The sequence below is a fragment of the Halobaculum sp. MBLA0147 genome, from assembly GCF_041361345.1.
Taxonomy (GTDB): domain Archaea; phylum Halobacteriota; class Halobacteria; order Halobacteriales; family Haloferacaceae; genus JAHENP01.
Genome location: NZ_JBGKAD010000001.1, coordinates 1,901,675 through 1,917,270, shown reverse-complemented (window position 1 = coordinate 1,917,270; position 15,596 = coordinate 1,901,675). Strand labels below are relative to the sequence as shown.

Below are 15,596 nucleotides of genomic sequence, written 5' to 3'. Positions count from 1 at the left end.
GCCGGCGAGCCCTGGCGGTAAGTGTCTTGCCGCTGGACGGAACAGAGTCGTTCTCACCACTCGACATCAGAGTGCTTCGAGTTCGTCGATGGTCCGCTCTGTACACAGTCCTTCGATAGTCAATCGGAGAAGCGACCCCAGTCGAGAGTCGGTGCCGTAGGCGGGTTCACTCGCGTGTCTCGTCCGGCGCGGTGAACCGATGTCACGAATCGCACGCTGTTTGTGCGACTCCGAGGTCGGAGACACGGCGAACACGTGGCCGTTCCTGTCGTTCACCAGCGAGAAACACGGAATGTCGGTCATCCCGTTACCCACGTAGATCACGTTCTCGAAGGGAATCGCTCGGGCACTCTCGTCCCGCGACTCGTTCACCGCGAACGGGTTGTCGCGACCAGCCGACCGTTCGATTCCCTTGTTGATCTCGAACAGGTACCGCGTCTTGTCGGTGAACGAGATCGGCCGCTTGACGTGGTCGACAACGTCGTTCTCGTCGGTCGCCACTTCCGACGCGTACACCGCCTCACACTCGTCTGCGACGTGTGTCCCGCGAACGATTGGTCCGAGCGCCTCGGTGACGACGTAGAACTCCACGTCGACGGTGTCGTACTCGGCGACGATCGCTCGAACGTCGTCGAAGAGTCCCGGAACCCCCTCGTACAGTTCGTCGTCGAGTTCGGACCCGTAGTCACGGAGATCACTCTCTGTCAGTGTTCCCAACGGTTCGTCTTCACCGACGAGATCCAACAGGAGTGTCAGGTACGCGACGGTCGGGTCGTACCCGTCGGAGATTCTGTTCTCGAACCGTTCCGACCAGAACGTCCCAGGGTCGACACCGTTCTCCTCGAGCAGGTACGTCGTCGAGTCGGGTGCCAGTGTGTCGTCGAAGTCGAAGACGACGGCGAGTGTCGACGAGTCGCTCATCGTTCGCTCGTCGACGTGTCGAGTCCTCTCCCGGCTCGGGCGAGATATTCTTGCATCTGCTTGAGATCTTCTGCGTCGTTCGCGGTCGAGACCGCCACCCGCCGTCGGCCCTCGGTGTCGTCCGTCTCCACGAACGCCGGATCGGCGAACGATCTCCACTGTTTCTCGGCTGCGTTCTGTTCGTCCGTGAGTCGTGAGAGGTCACTGCCGATCGCCTGCTTGCCCATCGTCGTGATTCGGTAGTACGTCCGCCGGCCGTCCGCGTCGTCCGGTGCAGGGACTTCGGCGAGAAGGTTCGTCTCCAGCAGACGTTTCAGGTGGTGTTGGAGGTCGTTGCTGTCGCGTCCAGTCTCCTCCACGAGTCGGCTACGAGAGACACGTCCGTACAGGAACGTGAGATACAGCACGCTGTACCGGAACGGATCTGCGAGCGCACGTTTCCGCTCGACGTGTGCGTCGAGAGAGTCGACCGTTCCACCGAACAACACGCTGTCGGTGAACGCACACACGTCACCCTCGTCCAACGGTTCGGAGTGCTCGTCGGGCTGTATGTTGCTCTTCACACCTCACTCTTGATTCTCACGCGATATCAGGTTAACGGTCGTTAACCTTTTCTACTGGTCTATGTTTTCACATTCTTGTACTAGCCGTTCGTGCGCGAACACAGTGACGAACCGGGAGTTCGGATTCAGGTACGACGGAGAGCCCGTCGTCTCGTACGTCCGAGACGGTGCACCCGAAGCGCCGGGAGAGCCACTCGACGAAGAGATGTTCGTCTTCGTCATGGGTCCCTACACGGCGTTCGACGCAGAGTACGCGTTCGAGGACGCGGATCAGTTGGCGTCGAAGTTCGCCGAGGATCCGTTGTTCGATCCCGAACGTCACCGTGTCGACGGAGAACCCAGCTACGAAGCCGTCTTAGACGACCTGTGCGAGCGTCTCCGTGAAGAGATTGGCGTCAGAGCCTTTCTGGCGACGGACGTACCGATTCCGACTGAACACCGAGCCGAGCCGAACGAAGAGGGGATGTCGGTTCTCGATCAGTCCGTGGTGTTCGCGGCAGTCAGCGACGCCGTGGTGTTCGTGTTCACTGAAGGAGGGCTGACGACCGGTGTTGGCTCCGAAGTCGGGAGTATCCTCGGGGAGTTCCACCTCCGTCGAAGGAACGACGAGCCGGTTCGAAAGCCACCGGAACGCTTCCGTGTGTTCGAGTCGGACGGATTCGGGAGCGCCAGCATCGACGAGGTTCCGAGTACGTACGGTGTCGATCTAGTCCGATTCGATAGCGAGGAGAAACTGACGGACGAGGTTAGGCAGTTCCTCGTCGGTCTTCGTCGGAACGATCCCGACCGTCCGCTGCCAGTCTTCAACGAGTACGTCGACTGATCTGCCACGCGTCGTTCTCGCGGATCGGCGCCATCAAGCGGGTTAAGTAGCCGCGACTCCAGTGTACCACCATGAGCGACACCGACGGTCCAGAGGACGTGCGCGGCGCGATAGAGGAGATCGCGGCCGAACCCGAGCGCGGGACGGAGACGGTCAAGCGCGGGTTCGCACGGATGCAGAAGGGCGGCGTCATCATGGACGTCGTCGACGCCGAACAGGCGCGGATCGCGGAGGACTGCGGGGCTGTCGCGGTGATGGCACTGGAGTCCGTCCCGGCCGACATCCGCAAGCGCGGCGGCGTCGCGCGGATGCCGGACCCGAACGTGGTGCCGGAGATCATCGACGAGGTGTCGATCCCGGTGATGGGGAAGTCCCGGATCGGTCACACGAAGGAGGCGGAGATCCTCCAGGCGCTGGGCGTCGACATGATCGACGAGAGCGAGGTGCTCACGCCCGCCGACGACCGCTACCACATCGACAAGCGGGAGTTCACCTCGCCGTTCGTCTGTGGCGCGCGCAACCTCCAGGAGGCGTTGCGACGAGTCAACGAGGGCGCGGCGATGATCCGGACGAAGGGGGAGGCCGGCACGGGCGACGTGAACCAGGCGGTCCACCACCAGCGCAACATCAAGAGCGCGATCCGGAAGCTCACCGGGATGAGCCACGAGGAACGCGAGAAGTGGGCCCGCGAGCACGAGGCGCCGCTGCACCTCGTCCACGAGACGGCCGAACTCGGTCGGCTGCCGGTGGTCAACTTCGCCGCCGGCGGAATCGCGACGCCCGCGGACGCCGCACTGATGATGCACCACGGCTGTGACGGCATCTTCGTCGGCTCCGGCGTGTTCGGCGCGGAGAACCCAGAGGCGATGGGGACGGCGATCGTCGAGGCGGTGAACAACTGGGACGATCCCGAGCGACTCGCCGAGATCGCGTCCGGTGCCGGCAGCGGGATGCGTGGCGACGCCAACGCGGACCTGCCCGAAGAGGAGAAGATGCAGGGGCGGGGCGTGTAAGTCGGGGCGAGACGAGTCGGCCGAGTCGGGACGAGTCGAGCCCAGACGAGAGGAGTCGGCCACCACTTCTGTCGGCGGTACCAGCGGAGAGCTACTGCCGTGCGACCGGTGGCGCGGCCGTCGCGACACACAAACCATTTCATCGGGTGTGCGGTAGGCGGTGACAGATGGTGGTTCCGCTCCAGTTCGTCGACGAGATGCCGGGGTTCTTGCGGTCGCTGTTGGAGTCCGAGTTCGCACTGGTCGCGCTGTTCGCGGTGTTCGTCCTCGAGGGGGCGATGTTGATGTACTTCATGCCCTCCGAGTTGATCGTCCCGGGGAGTCTCGTCCTGTTGGGGACGGCTCCGGAGACCGTCGTCGGCGTGGTCGGCGTCGCCGTCGCCGGCGCGACCGTCGGGCAGACGGCTCTGTTCGTCGTCGCACAGCGTGGTGGGCGGGAGTACCTCCTCCAGAAGCGGTGGTTCCGCGTGAGCGAGTCGTCGCTCGACCGGTTCGACTCGTGGTTCGACCGCTGGGGCCCCGTGGTGGTCCCCGTGTCCAACACGCTGTTGTTCACCCGGGGGATGTTGACCGTGCCCGCCGGCCTGTCGGAGTTGGACACGCGGCGGTTCGTCCTACTCTCCGCGCTCGGGACGCTGTCGTTCGAGGCGATCCTCGCCGGCGTGTACGTCTTCGGGATCGACGCGCTCGAGGGTGTCCTGTTCTAGTCGGCCTCGCCGGAGCGGAGACGACGGGGCCACAGATGGCGGTCCCCGGAGTGGAGACGGGAGCTCCGCAGACGGGCGTCCCCGGAGTGGAGGCCACGACCCCGAACGTGGGCGTCCCCGTCCGGTCGCGGTGTGACGCCGGGCGCCCACGACGCCACGAGCCTCTTGTCGGCGGCTCCCGAACGCGGTCGCGTGCCAGGACACGTGTTCCGTCGCGGCGACCGCGTCGCGCTCCGGACCGTCGAGCCCGAAGACGACGAGTTCCTCGCGCGCCACCGCAACGACCCGGCGATCAGGTACCCGAACGGGGAGTACGAGCCGCTGTCGAGTGCCGGTGTGGAGCGGTACCGCCGAGAGGCGGTAGAAGGTGACGACGGCGTGACGCTGTTGGCGTGTGTCGACGGAGAGCCGGTCGGGCTGGTGTTCCTGTTCGACGAGTCCGTCCGGCGCGGGGTCGCGGAGGTGGGGTACTGGATCGCCCCCGACGAGCGTGGGCAAGGGTACGCGACGGCCGCCGCCGGGCTGCTGGTCGACCACGCCTTCCGCGAGCGTGGCCTCCGGAAGGTCGTCGCCGAACTGATCGCCGAGAACGACGCCTCCGCCGCCGTGGTGGAGAAGCTGGGGTTCCAGCGAGAGGGGCGTCACCGCCGGGAGCTGCTCGTGGACGGAAGCTACCGCGATCTCCTGCGGTTCGGACTGTTCGCCGACGAGTTCGACGGACGGCCGACCGCCGACGTGGACGGGCTGTGACGAGGGGTCGAGAAGTCGACGAGAGCCGAGTCGAGCGGTGGTCGTGACGGCGTCGAACGGTGGTCGTGACGGCAGAGTCGATCTGCGGTCGTGTCGGCGGTACACCTCGGCGGCGAACGTTTACCCACGGGCCACCTCGTGAGGCGGTATGGACAGACGCGAACTGCTGGCCGGGCTGGCGGCGGCGGGACTGGCCGGCTGTCTCGGCGGCGGTGGCGGTGGGAGCGACACCGCAGCCGCGAGCCCCGAGCCGTCGGCGACCCCCACCACGACGGACGGCGGGGAGCCGACCACGACGGCGAGCGGGACGGGAGGTGACACGGCGACCGGTACGTCGACCGCGGAGTCGACCACCGAGAGCGGGACGGCGACACCCGCGCTCGGTGCGATGGGAGACCACCCGGCGGCGGCCGGGATCCGCGCGGAACCGCGGCGCGGGAGCTTCGGCGGGCACACCGTGTTGGCGTTCGAGGACCCCTCCTGCGTGCGGTGTGCGGCGTTCCACGACCGGACGGTGCCGAAGCTCCGCTCGAACCTCGTCGAGCCCGGAGAGGCGGCGTACGTCGTCCGGACGTACCCGGTGGTGTACCCGTGGGGGAAGCCGGCGACGCAGGCGCTGGAGGCGACGTTCGCCCGCGACGCGGAGACGTTCTGGGACCTGCTGGATCACTACTTCACGAACCGCTCTCGCTTCTCGACGGACACGGTGTACGAGGAGACCGCGTCTTTCCTCGCCGACACCCCCGTCGACGGCGAGGCGGTCGTCGCCGACGCCCGCGAGAAGCGGTACGACGACGCCGTGCAGGCCGACGTGGACGCCGCGCAGGCGGCCGATCTGGGTCGGACGACCCCCGTGCTCGTCCTCTTCCGCGACGGAGAGTTCGTCACGACCGCCAACGGGAGCGTGAGCTACAGTCTGATCGCGAACGCGCTCGGGGAGGCCTGACGTGGCGGGGTCGGACTCGAGTGTCGGTGGCGACGCGGGTGACGCCGAGTCCGGTCCCGTCGGCGACACTGGTGAGGCCGAGTCCGGTCGCGCTACCGCAGTCGGCCGCCGGCTCCACTCGTTGGTGCCGCGCGTGCCGACGCGCCGCGACGACTGGCGGCTGATGGGCCGGACCGCGCGGCTCGTGCTCTCCGTGCCGGCGTACGCCGTCGGCGCCGTGCTCGCGGCGGTCGTCGCGTTGACGCTGTTCGTCGTGTCGTTGAACGTGCCGCTGGTGGCGAACGTCGTCGTCGGCGGGAGCCTCCCGCTCGCGAACCGGCTCCGCATCCTGGTGGAACTGTTCCCGTTCGTCGGCACCTCCTTCGGCCCCGCGCAGGGTGGGCTGTTGCTCGTCGTGAGCGCGCTCTCGGGGGTGGACGTGGCGATGGCGGTGTACCACTTCCGCGAACACGGCGTCGGGCTCGCGAGCGGTGGCGGGAGTCTGGCAGGTGTCGTCCTCGGCACCCTCGGCGCGGGCTGTGCGGCCTGCGGCTCGGCGGTGTTGCTGGGGCTGCTCTCGCTGTTGGGCGTCTCGACCTCGTTGCTGTTCCTCCCGCTGGACGGGTTGGAGTTCGCGCTGGGCGCCCTCGTCGTGTTGACGCTCTCGATCTACTGGCTCGCCGACGGGATGCGCGGCGGCGAGATCGCCGGCTGTCCCGTCGACCTCTGAGTCGAAGTCACTCGTCGGCGGAGTCGTCGTCTGTGTCGTCGTCCGTCGGGGAGTCGTCCGTGTCGGTCGCCGCGTCGGCCGAGTCCGTGTCCCCGGCCGGGGGATCGCCGGTCGCACCGGCGGCGGGACGGCTCGCGTCGAGCCACGTCGTCGCGGCGGCGACGGCGAACAGCAGGCCGACCGCGACGGCGACGACGCTGGCGAGGAACGACAGCGCCGGCTGCGGGCTGACGAACAGCCCGGGGAGCCCGACACCACGCCACACCTCGTCGAGCGCCTCGAAGACGACGGCGGCGAGCAGCCACGGCGCGACGCCGAGTGCGAGGCGAGCGTTCATCCGGAGGAGGGCACGCGGTGTGACCGGCATCGGGCCGTCGTCCGGCCGGCGGTCGATCGCCAGCCCGCCGACGGCGGCGAGGCCGCTCGACACACGGGTGGCGGTGCCCGTCCGTGGTGTCGTCTCGGCGGCGTCGCGACGCCCGACGGTCAGGCCGCGGACGACGGCGACCGCGCCGACGACGACCGCGCCGATCGTCCGGGCGGCCGTCCCGCCCGCGGGAGAGAGCGCGACCAGCGACACGGCGGTCCAGAATGCGGCGACGACCGCCAGCGGGAGGCTCTCGTGGACCAACTCGCGGCTCGTTGGGATCATGCGTCCCGTCGGTGCGAGTCGAGGGTGATGTGTCTTCTGTGAGCACCGTCCGCTCACACCGCGATCGCCCGTCGGATCAGCGCCGCCACCCCTTCGGTGTCGACCAGGTCGCGTGCCTCGTCGGTGAGCAGGAGCCGTTGGCGCGGGCGACCCATGTCGACCGGCACCTTCTCCGTGTCGACGAGCCCGGCGTCTTCGAGATCCGTCTTGTGACGCGAGAACGAGGCCGTCGAGGCGAGCCCGCAGTCCTCGCCCCAGCGACTCACGTCGTAGTGGAGCAGTTCGCGGTGGGCCGCGACGGCGACGACGGCTCGCACCGGGTGGAACGCGTCCGGGTCGTCGAGGTCGTCCGCGACTGTCAGAGCGGTGTCGAGGTCGTCGCGGAACGCCTCCCCCAGGTCGGTCAGTGCAGACTCCCGGAGGCGGTCGTACCCCGGGAGTCGCAGCGGGTACGGGTCGGCGTCCGCCCACAACTCGGCACACGTCTCTCGGACCTCCGCCACCAACTCGTCGGGTCGTGCGACGACGGTGCCGGTGACGTCCGCGACCAACACCAGCGCGTAGATGCCGTCCTCGGCGACGAGCATCGGCGTCTCGTCGTCCAACGCCGCCTCGCGGATGGTGACGCTACCGTCGGCGACGAGGTCCGCGACGCGACTCCCCGCGGTGAAGTCCGTCCGGAGCACCCGCAGGGCGTCCCGACGCCCGAGCACCCGCAGCGGCGGCACGTCGCGTGTCTCCGCCGCGACGGACGCCAGCGCCAACAGGAACGTCTCCGAGGGGTTGATCACGTACCGCTCCGTCTCGCCAGTCGTCGCCGCGAGCACCTCGCGGACCGTCTCGGCCGCGGACTCCCGACGCGTCTCCGTGGTCATCGTCCCGGTCGGGAGATACCTCGAACAGATAACCGTTTCCGAGATAACTAAAGATTCGTTCGGTACGGAAGCATTGTCGGGGGCGACACGTTCGGTCAAGGCGAACTCGGGGGTGAATACACGCCGTCGCGGATAGGGTACAGGTGCGTCGGGGGTGATCCGCGTCGGGCGCGCTCGGCGTGGCTGCCCGACCGGGGGCGGTGGGCGTTCCGGAGCGTGGCGAGGGCGGTGGGGTCGCGGAGACGAAGCGACTAACCGAGTGGCCCGCGGAGAGAGTGGTGATGAGCGACAACCCGACGGTCACCTTCGACACGACGCACGGCGAGTTCACCGCAGAGCTGTTCGCGGACCGCGCGCCGCGGACGGTGGAGAACTTCCTCGGACTGGCGCGCCACGACCCCGCCGCGGACGCCGCCCCCGCGCCGGACACGAACACCTGGGAGGACCCGGAGACGGGCGAGACGCGTGGTGACTCGCTGTACGAGGGTGCCGTCTTCCACCGGATCATCTCCGACTTCATGATCCAGGGTGGGGACCCGACCGGCACCGGTCGCGGCGGCCCCGGCTACGAGTTCGACGACGAGTTCCACGACGAGTTGACACACGACGGTCCGGGCGTGCTCTCGATGGCCAACTCCGGGCCGGACACGAACGGCTCGCAGTTCTTCGTCACTCTCGACGCCCAGCCGCACCTCGACGGGAAACACGCCGTCTTCGGCGAAGTGATCGACGGGATGGACGTCGTCGAGGAGATCGGCTCGGTCCCCACCGACCGCAACGACGCGCCGCGCGAGACCGTCGAGATCGAGTCGGTGCTCGTCGAGGAGTGAGGGTCGGCGGGCGAGTGAGCCGGTCGGAAGTCCCGTGACACGTTGTTCTCTCCGTTACAGGTAAATCAAAAGTATAAAATTCAGTACCGACTCCTAGCCCGGTGATGGCGAGCGACGAACGGGGTCGTACCGACGGGACACGTCGTCTGGAGGAGGCACGCCGCTCTCTCGACGCACAGATCGAGAAGATTCAGACGACGGACAGGGTCGCAGTCAATCTCTTTCGAGTCAACATCGTGTTCGCTGGAATACTCCTCACCGGGCTCTCGCTGACAGTTCGCTCTCAGGAGTTCACCGTCGGTCAGTTCGTCAACGCGTGTTCGGTGTTCGGACTAGTCGCCCTGTGGTTCGCACTGTTCAGTTCGGCGGTGACCTACACTACCACCTCGATCGACCTCGGTGTCTCCGGCTCGTTCCTCAAGAAGGCGAATCGCGGTGAACACGGCCGTAGAGACGAGTTCGAAGGCGTGTTGGTAGAGAAGTACGACGAGTGGATGTCGCACAATGCCAAGGTAGCGACGGTAAACCGGTACCTGTTAGTGGGGAGTATCATCGTCACCTTGAGCGCGGTCAACCTCTTCACTGCTGGTGCATTCGTCGGACTCCAGGGCGTGAAGCTAACACTGATAGACATCGGTCTCCTGATAATCACTCTACTCGTGTCGGTGGTCGCCGGCGCGGTAATCTGGTACTCGCAGGATGCACTAACTGGTATCGTTGACGAATGGGATTCACACAACCAGGCGTGTTCGTAAACAGGTGAATTTATCACTGACGCGGCTAGACTGTTGGACATGAGCGACAGTGACGAGGACACGCTCCGGATGCGCAACGGCCCGACAGTGGGTCCGTTGACCGCCGCCAAGCGGGCGTGGAGACGGTTGCGGTCTCGGCCCGACGGGGACCAGTGAGGCGACGAGGGTCGTCGACGCGAGTTCGTGTCCGACCGGGAGAGACGCGCAGACGACGACAGTCGCGACCCACGATTCCTGACCCTGGGCCGTCGAACACGCGGGTAGATGCTGCTCACGGTGGAGGGACTCGACGGGGCGGGAAGACGACCGCCCGGAAGCTACGACTCGGCCAACTCCACCGCAGCGTCCGTGAGTCGGTAGCGACCCGTCGGGTCGGCGAAGACCAGTCCGGTAGCGGCCAACTCCTCCAGAACTGTCGACAGCGAACACTCCGTCTCTCTGTCCAGTCGTGCGCGTAACTCCGTCGGCGTCGTTCCGTCGGAGTCGGGACCCAGGTCTGCTTCCCACAGCGACTCGATCACGCGCACCTGATCGGGTAGACTCTCCTGGCCCGCGTTGTACTCGCGGACACGGTCCACCAGCGGGGTCTCGTCCGTCGCGTCGTCGCCTCGCAACGCGCGACGGACCGTCTCGGGTAACTCCGGCCGCGGTGCCGACTCGTGGCGTTCGATCCGGTCCGGCTTCCGGGTGTTCCTGTAGACGGCCCGCGCGACCGGGAGCCCGCGGAGGTAGTTGTACTCGGCGAGAATCTCGACGCCACGCCCCGTCGGCCCGTAGAACTGTGACGGGAGATCCCGACTGTCCGCGTTCGGTTCGTACGTGTAGCAGGCGAGTACGTCCGCCTCGGCGAGTCTGTCCAGTTGATCGTCGATAGCCCCCGTACTCTTCGGGATCAAGTGGTCCAACTCCCCGAGTGACGGGAGGTTCGTCGGGTGGCCCAGCACGGTCTGGAGGATCAGGTGTCGCGTCTCCTGTGAGAGCAGGTCGTACACCCGTCGCTGTTCCTCGAATGGCCCGTCCGACTGTACGGGAGCGTCACTCATCGTCGGCTCGTGTGTCGTTCGGTTCCCGCCGACAATAATAGTTCGGACGAACTAGTCTGGTTTCGAGGCAAAAAGCCGAAGTAGTCTAGTCCGCGAGTCACGTTCGACGATGGACGAGCTCTCCCCGCCCGGAGACGCGGCCGAGGTCGAGGCGGCGATCGACCGGGCGCTCGGCGACGTGGAACTCGAACCGGACGAAGCGGCCGAGGTGTTGGGGTACGCGAACCGAGAACTCGCGCCGCTCCAGACGCCGGAGACGACGTACTTCGTGCTCGGGAGCTACCGCGAGCCGTACGTCAGACGACTCCGGACGGTCGCAGACGAACTCAACGCGAGGGTCGGGTCGTACGCGTACGTGCTCGGCGACCTCCCGGAGATGGACCTGTCTCGTCTCCCCGAGTTCGAGATCCGGTTCCACGTCGTCGCCGCGTACACCGACACCGTCGTCGGCGTGTACGAACAGGACGCCGGCGGAGAGGTCACCGAACTCGGGAAGGTGAGCGACTCGCCGTACTTCGAGCGGACGCACGTCCTCCCGAGAGACTACTTCTGGATCGACGACCACGAGATCGACAGCAGGGCGGAACTCCTCGCGGCGGTCGTCGCCGCGTACGACGACGACGGGGACGAGGCCGAACGGGAGACGCGTGTCACCGAGTTGATCGAGGCGGCCGCCGAGAACGGGGTCGACGTGGAGCGATCCGAACTCGAAGCCGACGCCCGAGCGCGACTCGCCGACGGCGACCTCCCGGCGTACAGTTGGGTCCACCGCAACGAGTTCCGGCTGTTCGACCTCGCCGGGCGGTGTCACTCGTGGGTGAGCGTCGACCGGCTGCGAGAGCGGGCAGCCGAAGTCCCGTGACCGGTCGCGACCCACAATTCCTAACCCCGGGCCGTCGAACACCCGGGTAGATGCTGGTCACGCTGGAGGGACTCGACGGGAGCGGGAAGACGACCGCCTGGGAGGCGCTGCGGGACGCGTACCCGGACGCGGTGTTCACCCGCGAGCCGACGGAGTCGTGGTACGGGGAGGCCGCCGAGCGGTCGCTGGCGGACGACGACGCCGACCCGCTGGCGGAGCTGTTCCTCTACACCGCGGACCACGCGGCTCACCTCTCGCGAGTGATCCGCCCCGCGCTCGCGGAGGAGAAGCTCGTGATCTCCGACCGCTACACGGACTCGCGGTACGCCTACCAGGCGGCGAGTCTCGGCGACACGGAGTTGAAGCGCCCGCTGGAGTACGTCCGCGGGATCCACGAGGCGTTCACCCGCACGCCGGACGCGACGCTGTACTTCGACGTGGACCCACAGACCGCCGCCGAACGAGCGGGTGCCGAGAACAAGTTCGAACGTGCCGGCTTCCTCGCCGAGGTGGAGGCGAACTACGAGCGACTGCGCGAGGCGGAGCCGGACCGCTTCGTCAGGGTGGACGCGACCGCGTCCCCGGAGGTCGTGATCGACCGCGTCGAGGAACTCGTGGCGGAACTCACCGGTCGCGAACCGCGCGATCGGTCGTGATCGGGTGGCCGACTACGGTAGTGGACGGGGAGTTCGCTCGGGTGAGGACCGCCGAGAGAGTCGTCGCCCCGGGTTCCGCGTAGTTTTTAATCGGGCTCGGCCCAACGACGCGGTAGAGACATGAGTCGCCCGTGGGAGTCGTGGGATCACGTGTTGAAACTCGACCCGGACAAGGAGCTACACGGCGACGAGACGTTCGCCGACGTGTGTGCGACCGGGACGGACGCCATCGAGATCGGCGGCACCTTCGACGTGACCGCCGAGAAGATGGAGCGGGTGATGGACGCCTGTGCGGCACACGACGTGCCACTGTACCAGGAGCCGTCGAACCCCGCCGTCGTCGTCGAGGACGAGGCGCTGGACGGCTACCTCGTCCCCGTCGTGTTGAACGCCCAGGACCCGTTCTGGATCACCGGCGCCCACAAGGAGTGGGTGCGGATCGACGACAACGTCGACTGGGACCGGACGACGACGGAGGCGTACGTCATCCTCAACCCGGACGCCGACGCCGCCGAGTTGACCGAGGCGGACTGTGACCAGTCGCCCGAGGACGTGGCGGCGTTCGCCCGCGCGGCCGAGAAGCTGTTGGGCCAGGAGATCGTCTACGTCGAGTACTCCGGCACCTACGGCGACCCCGCCGTCGTCGAGGCCGCCGCCGCGGGACTCGACGACGCGACGCTGTTCTACGGCGGCGGTGTCCACGACTACGACACCGCCCGCGAGATGGGCCAGTACGCCGACGCCGTCGTCGTCGGCGACCTCGTCCACGACGAGGGCGTCGCGGCCGTCCGAGAGACCGTCGAGGGCGCGAAGGACGGGAGCGCCGCGAGCGAGCCCGTCGAGACCGTCTCGGAGTGAGCGATCCGGGAGGCCGCCGCGGACGAGTCCGCGCAGAAGTGGCCGACGACCACACGACGATGTCCGCGTCTCCCCCGCCGGCAGCTCCAGTTCACCTACCGTTCGTTTGAAGTTTGTGCCTCCGTATCACAACTGCGAATCACGCCGTTTCGCTTTTGAAAATGTGGTCGAAGAGCGTAGCACTTCGGGGGAGTCAGGATGGAGCTAGATCCACGGGAGAGTTACCGGACGAAGGTACTCCTCGGTCTCGCGGCGGTGGTGGCGGTCGGTGCACTGGTCGGGGCCTACACGGTCGCGGGGGTGAGCGACACCGTCCGGAGCGAGCGCACGGCGACGGTGGCCGCGGAGGCGAACGTGCAGGACAACACGGTCCAGACGGTCGTGTTCAACCTCAAGGCGAACGCGCGGCAGTTGGCCGACACGACCGGGCGGGTCCGTCGTGGGTCGTCGGTCGCCGCCGCGGCGACGACGCGGTTGACCGACCTGTACGAGCAGCGGTCGGGGACCGAACAGATCTCCGCGATCCACCTCGTCGACCCGTCGTCGGGCGAGATTCTGGCCACGTCGAACGAACAGGTGATGGGGCAGTCGGTGTCGCTGCTGGGGTACGAGCTCCCCACGTCGATGGACCAGAACGACGCCATCGTCAGGGCGAACACCGCCGGCAGCGGGTCGTGGATCGTCTACACACGGACTCCCGGCGGCGACGTGTTGATCGCCGTCGTCCCGATCGACTACGTCGACGACCGCTTGGCCTCCGTGTTGGACGAGAGTACGACCCGGATCGTCGACCTGAACGGCGTGGTCGTCTACGACGGTGAGAACCGGTCCGCGATCGGGACCCAACACGTCGGCGGTGACGGGGTCGACACGGCGCCCGTCCGGTCCGGAATCCTCGGCGAGAAGGGCGTGACGACGGTGTCGGGTGCGAACAGTCCGACCGGCGAGCGGCTCGTCGTCGGCTACGACGGCGTCGAGGGGACCGCGTGGTCCGTCGTCACCTACACCGAGCCAGGGGTCCTCTTCCGCGTCGTCGATGGGCTGCGGACGGACCTGTTCCTCCTGTTGGGAGCCATCGCGTTGGGGCTCGTCGGCTTCGTGTTGGTCGTCGAGCGGCCGGCACTGCGGGACCTCCGGACGCTCCAGTCGGACGTGCGACGACTCCAGGAGGGTGACCTCGACACCGTCGTCGAGACGGACCGCGACGACGAGTTCGGCGACCTCGCGCGGGGGTTGGAGACGATGCGGACGGACCTCCGCGAGCAGATGGCCGCCGCCGAGGCGGCGACCGAGGAGGCCGAGTCGGCCCGCGAGGAGGCGGAGGCACTGTCGGATCACCTCGAGGCGAAGGCGGAGACGTACCGCGAGGCGCTCCGCGAGCTCGCCGACGGCGACTTCACGGTCCGCGTCGACCCCGAGAGCGACCACGAGGGGATGCGCGAGATCGGCGAGACGCTCAACGCGGTCGTCGCGGACTTAGAAGAGACGCTGGCGGAGGTCGGCACCTTCGCCGAGAGCGTCGCCGGGTCGATGGACGAGCTGTCGGCCAGCGCCGACGAGATCGAGTCCGCGACCGGCGAGGTGGCGACGACCGTCCAGGAGATCAGCGCCGGGACGGACGACCAGCGCGACCGGCTCCGGGAGGTCGCGGCGGAGACGAACGACCTCTCGGCGACCGTCGAGGAGGTCGCCTCCACGAGTGGGGCGGTGGCGACGAGCGCCGAGACCGCCGCCGAACGGAGTCGCGAGGGCCGCGAGGCGGCCGAGGACGCCTCCGAGGCGCTCGACGAGATCGAGTCGGAGATGGACGAGGCGGTCGGGGCCGTCGACGAGTTGGTCGAGCAGGTCGAGCAGATCGAGGCGTTCACGGACGTGATCGCGGACGTGGCCGACCAGACGAACATGCTGGCGTTGAACGCCAACGTCGAGGCCGCACGGACGGACACGGACGGGGACGGCTTCGCGGTCGTCGCCGACGAGATCAAACAACTCGCCGAGGAGGCGGGCGACCGTGCCGACGACATCGACGCGCTCGTCGACGACGTGCAGGCCCAGACGACGGAGACGGCAGACCGGATGCGGGCCGCCGGGGAGCGCCTGCGGGCGAGCAACGACACCGTCGAGGACGCGATCGACGCGTTGGTCGCCATCGACGAGGTGGTCACGGAGACGAACGAGGGCATCCAGGACATCAACCGCGCGACGGACGACCAGGCGGCCTCGACGGAGGAGGTCGCCGCGATGGTCGACGACGTGTCGGAGATCGCCGAGCAGAACGCCCAGGAGGCCGGCGAGGTCTCCGCGGCCGCGGAGGAACAGACCGCCACCGTCTCGGAGGTGTCTCGGACCGCACGGCGCGTCTCCGAGGACGCCGACGAACTCCGCGAGGCCGTCCAGCAGTTCGAGGTCGATCCGGACGGAGACGGCGGCGACACGGGGGTAGCGGACGAGGCGGAAGGCGGAGGCGAGACGGACGAGACGACGACTGGAGAGACGCCGAGTGCGCCTGTCGAGTCCGACGACCTCGTCGCCGACGGGGACGGGAGCGAAGGGGGCGACTGATCGGCCGAGCAGTAACTTCCGGTCGTACGCCCCGCGTTGCCACGAATCGACCGGTTTTAACCGCCGCGCGG

Annotated in this window: 17 protein-coding genes; 12 read left to right on the top strand and 5 right to left on the bottom strand. The window is 67.7% G+C overall.

All coding sequences use genetic code 11. The annotated features are described in order from the left end of the window. Positions 1-66 precede the first annotated feature (66 nt). Both RYH80_RS09115 and RYH80_RS09110 read right to left on the bottom strand, forming a co-directional pair. A complete protein-coding gene (locus tag RYH80_RS09115) occupies positions 67-921 on the bottom strand; it encodes an HAD family hydrolase (protein ID WP_370903549.1) in 855 nt (284 codons plus the stop codon). Further along, complete coding sequence (locus RYH80_RS09110) at positions 918-1,484, bottom strand: winged helix-turn-helix domain-containing protein (protein WP_370903547.1); 567 nt, start codon at positions 1,482-1,484, stop codon at positions 918-920. Before RYH80_RS09110 ends, RYH80_RS09115 begins: the two co-directional genes overlap by 4 nt. 103 nt (positions 1,485-1,587) lie before the next feature. On the opposite strand from RYH80_RS09110, the gene RYH80_RS09105 reads away from it, so the two are divergent. From RYH80_RS09105 to RYH80_RS09080, 6 genes are all read left to right on the top strand, one after another. After that, complete coding sequence (locus tag RYH80_RS09105) at positions 1,588-2,307, top strand: DUF7509 family protein (RefSeq protein ID WP_370903545.1); 720 nt, start codon at positions 1,588-1,590, stop codon at positions 2,305-2,307. Between the two features lie 71 nt (positions 2,308-2,378). After that, positions 2,379-3,320, top strand: coding sequence for a pyridoxal 5'-phosphate synthase lyase subunit PdxS (gene pdxS, locus RYH80_RS09100; RefSeq protein WP_370903544.1), 942 nt, complete (start codon positions 2,379-2,381; stop codon positions 3,318-3,320). 167 nt (positions 3,321-3,487) lie between these two features. After that, positions 3,488-4,027, top strand: a complete 540-nt coding sequence (locus RYH80_RS09095; RefSeq protein ID WP_370903543.1) for a DedA family protein — start codon at positions 3,488-3,490, stop codon at positions 4,025-4,027. A 192-nt stretch (positions 4,028-4,219) separates the two neighbouring features. Continuing rightward, positions 4,220-4,777 carry a GNAT family N-acetyltransferase gene (locus RYH80_RS09090; RefSeq protein ID WP_370903542.1) on the top strand — a complete coding sequence of 186 codons (558 nt, stop codon included), beginning with the start codon at positions 4,220-4,222 and terminating at the stop codon, positions 4,775-4,777. A gap of 148 nt (positions 4,778-4,925) precedes the next feature. Further along, a complete protein-coding gene (locus RYH80_RS09085; protein ID WP_370903541.1) occupies positions 4,926-5,723 on the top strand; it encodes a DsbA family protein in 798 nt (265 codons plus the stop codon). 163 nt (positions 5,724-5,886) lie between these two features. Then, positions 5,887-6,432 (top strand): hypothetical protein, encoded by a 546-nt coding sequence (locus RYH80_RS09080; protein WP_370904693.1) that lies wholly within the window; start codon positions 5,887-5,889, stop codon positions 6,430-6,432. 7 nt (positions 6,433-6,439) lie between these two features. Here the strand turns inward: RYH80_RS09080 and RYH80_RS09075 are convergent, their stop codons facing one another. After that, positions 6,440-7,084, bottom strand: coding sequence for a hypothetical protein (locus tag RYH80_RS09075; protein ID WP_370903540.1), 645 nt, complete (start codon positions 7,082-7,084; stop codon positions 6,440-6,442). Between the two features lie 53 nt (positions 7,085-7,137). Beyond that, positions 7,138-7,959, bottom strand: a complete 822-nt coding sequence (locus tag RYH80_RS09070) for a transcriptional regulator TbsP domain-containing protein (protein WP_370903539.1) — start codon at positions 7,957-7,959, stop codon at positions 7,138-7,140. 281 nt (positions 7,960-8,240) lie between these two features. Between RYH80_RS09070 and RYH80_RS09065 the strand changes: the two genes are divergently transcribed. Both RYH80_RS09065 and RYH80_RS09060 read left to right on the top strand, forming a co-directional pair. Continuing rightward, positions 8,241-8,789, top strand: a complete 549-nt coding sequence (locus tag RYH80_RS09065; RefSeq protein WP_370903538.1) for a peptidylprolyl isomerase — start codon at positions 8,241-8,243, stop codon at positions 8,787-8,789. A gap of 104 nt (positions 8,790-8,893) precedes the next feature. Next, the gene (locus RYH80_RS09060) at positions 8,894-9,544 is read left to right on the top strand and encodes a hypothetical protein (RefSeq protein WP_370903536.1); all 651 of its coding nucleotides are present in this window, start codon (positions 8,894-8,896) and stop codon (positions 9,542-9,544) included. 317 nt (positions 9,545-9,861) lie between these two features. Here RYH80_RS09060 and RYH80_RS09055 read toward each other — a convergent pair whose 3' ends face one another. Beyond that, positions 9,862-10,587, bottom strand: a complete 726-nt coding sequence (locus RYH80_RS09055; RefSeq protein ID WP_370903535.1) for a hypothetical protein — start codon at positions 10,585-10,587, stop codon at positions 9,862-9,864. Positions 10,588-10,696: 109 nt separating this feature from the next. Here RYH80_RS09055 and RYH80_RS09050 point away from each other — a divergent pair, with 109 nt between their 5' ends. The 4 genes from RYH80_RS09050 (at position 10,697) to RYH80_RS09035 (ending at position 15,525) form a co-directional block, all read left to right on the top strand. Continuing rightward, positions 10,697-11,449: a DUF8170 family protein gene (locus tag RYH80_RS09050; protein WP_370903534.1), complete on the top strand. Its 753-nt coding sequence runs from the start codon at positions 10,697-10,699 to the stop codon at positions 11,447-11,449. Between the two features lie 50 nt (positions 11,450-11,499). After that, the gene (gene tmk, locus RYH80_RS09045) at positions 11,500-12,105 is read left to right on the top strand and encodes a dTMP kinase (protein WP_370903533.1); all 606 of its coding nucleotides are present in this window, start codon (positions 11,500-11,502) and stop codon (positions 12,103-12,105) included. A gap of 120 nt (positions 12,106-12,225) precedes the next feature. Continuing rightward, positions 12,226-12,963 carry a phosphoglycerol geranylgeranyltransferase gene (locus RYH80_RS09040; protein WP_370903532.1) on the top strand — a complete coding sequence of 246 codons (738 nt, stop codon included), beginning with the start codon at positions 12,226-12,228 and terminating at the stop codon, positions 12,961-12,963. A 198-nt stretch (positions 12,964-13,161) separates the two neighbouring features. After that, positions 13,162-15,525 carry a methyl-accepting chemotaxis protein gene (locus RYH80_RS09035; RefSeq protein ID WP_370903531.1) on the top strand — a complete coding sequence of 788 codons (2,364 nt, stop codon included), beginning with the start codon at positions 13,162-13,164 and terminating at the stop codon, positions 15,523-15,525. Positions 15,526-15,596: the final 71 nt, after the last annotated feature.

Excerpts from the sequence above, each read along its gene's own strand:
- RYH80_RS09065 (WP_370903538.1), top strand. The coding sequence starts at position 8,241 with ATGAGCGACAACCCGACGGTCACCTTCGACACGACGCACGGCGAGTTC.
- RYH80_RS09055 (WP_370903535.1), bottom strand. The coding sequence starts at position 10,587 with ATGAGTGACGCTCCCGTACAGTCGGACGGGCCATTCGAGGAACAGCGA.
- RYH80_RS09115 (WP_370903549.1), bottom strand. The coding sequence starts at position 921 with ATGAGCGACTCGTCGACACTCGCCGTCGTCTTCGACTTCGACGACACA.
- RYH80_RS09095 (WP_370903543.1), top strand. The coding sequence starts at position 3,488 with ATGGTGGTTCCGCTCCAGTTCGTCGACGAGATGCCGGGGTTCTTGCGG.
- RYH80_RS09040 (WP_370903532.1), top strand. The coding sequence starts at position 12,226 with ATGAGTCGCCCGTGGGAGTCGTGGGATCACGTGTTGAAACTCGACCCG.
- RYH80_RS09060 (WP_370903536.1), top strand. The coding sequence starts at position 8,894 with ATGGCGAGCGACGAACGGGGTCGTACCGACGGGACACGTCGTCTGGAG.
- RYH80_RS09070 (WP_370903539.1), bottom strand. The coding sequence starts at position 7,959 with ATGACCACGGAGACGCGTCGGGAGTCCGCGGCCGAGACGGTCCGCGAG.
- RYH80_RS09050 (WP_370903534.1), top strand. The coding sequence starts at position 10,697 with ATGGACGAGCTCTCCCCGCCCGGAGACGCGGCCGAGGTCGAGGCGGCG.
- RYH80_RS09080 (WP_370904693.1), top strand. The coding sequence starts at position 5,887 with ATGGGCCGGACCGCGCGGCTCGTGCTCTCCGTGCCGGCGTACGCCGTC.
- tmk (WP_370903533.1), top strand. The coding sequence starts at position 11,500 with ATGCTGGTCACGCTGGAGGGACTCGACGGGAGCGGGAAGACGACCGCC.
- RYH80_RS09075 (WP_370903540.1), bottom strand. The coding sequence starts at position 7,084 with ATGATCCCAACGAGCCGCGAGTTGGTCCACGAGAGCCTCCCGCTGGCG.
- RYH80_RS09085 (WP_370903541.1), top strand. The coding sequence starts at position 4,926 with ATGGACAGACGCGAACTGCTGGCCGGGCTGGCGGCGGCGGGACTGGCC.
- pdxS (WP_370903544.1), top strand. The coding sequence starts at position 2,379 with ATGAGCGACACCGACGGTCCAGAGGACGTGCGCGGCGCGATAGAGGAG.
- RYH80_RS09035 (WP_370903531.1), top strand. The coding sequence starts at position 13,162 with ATGGAGCTAGATCCACGGGAGAGTTACCGGACGAAGGTACTCCTCGGT.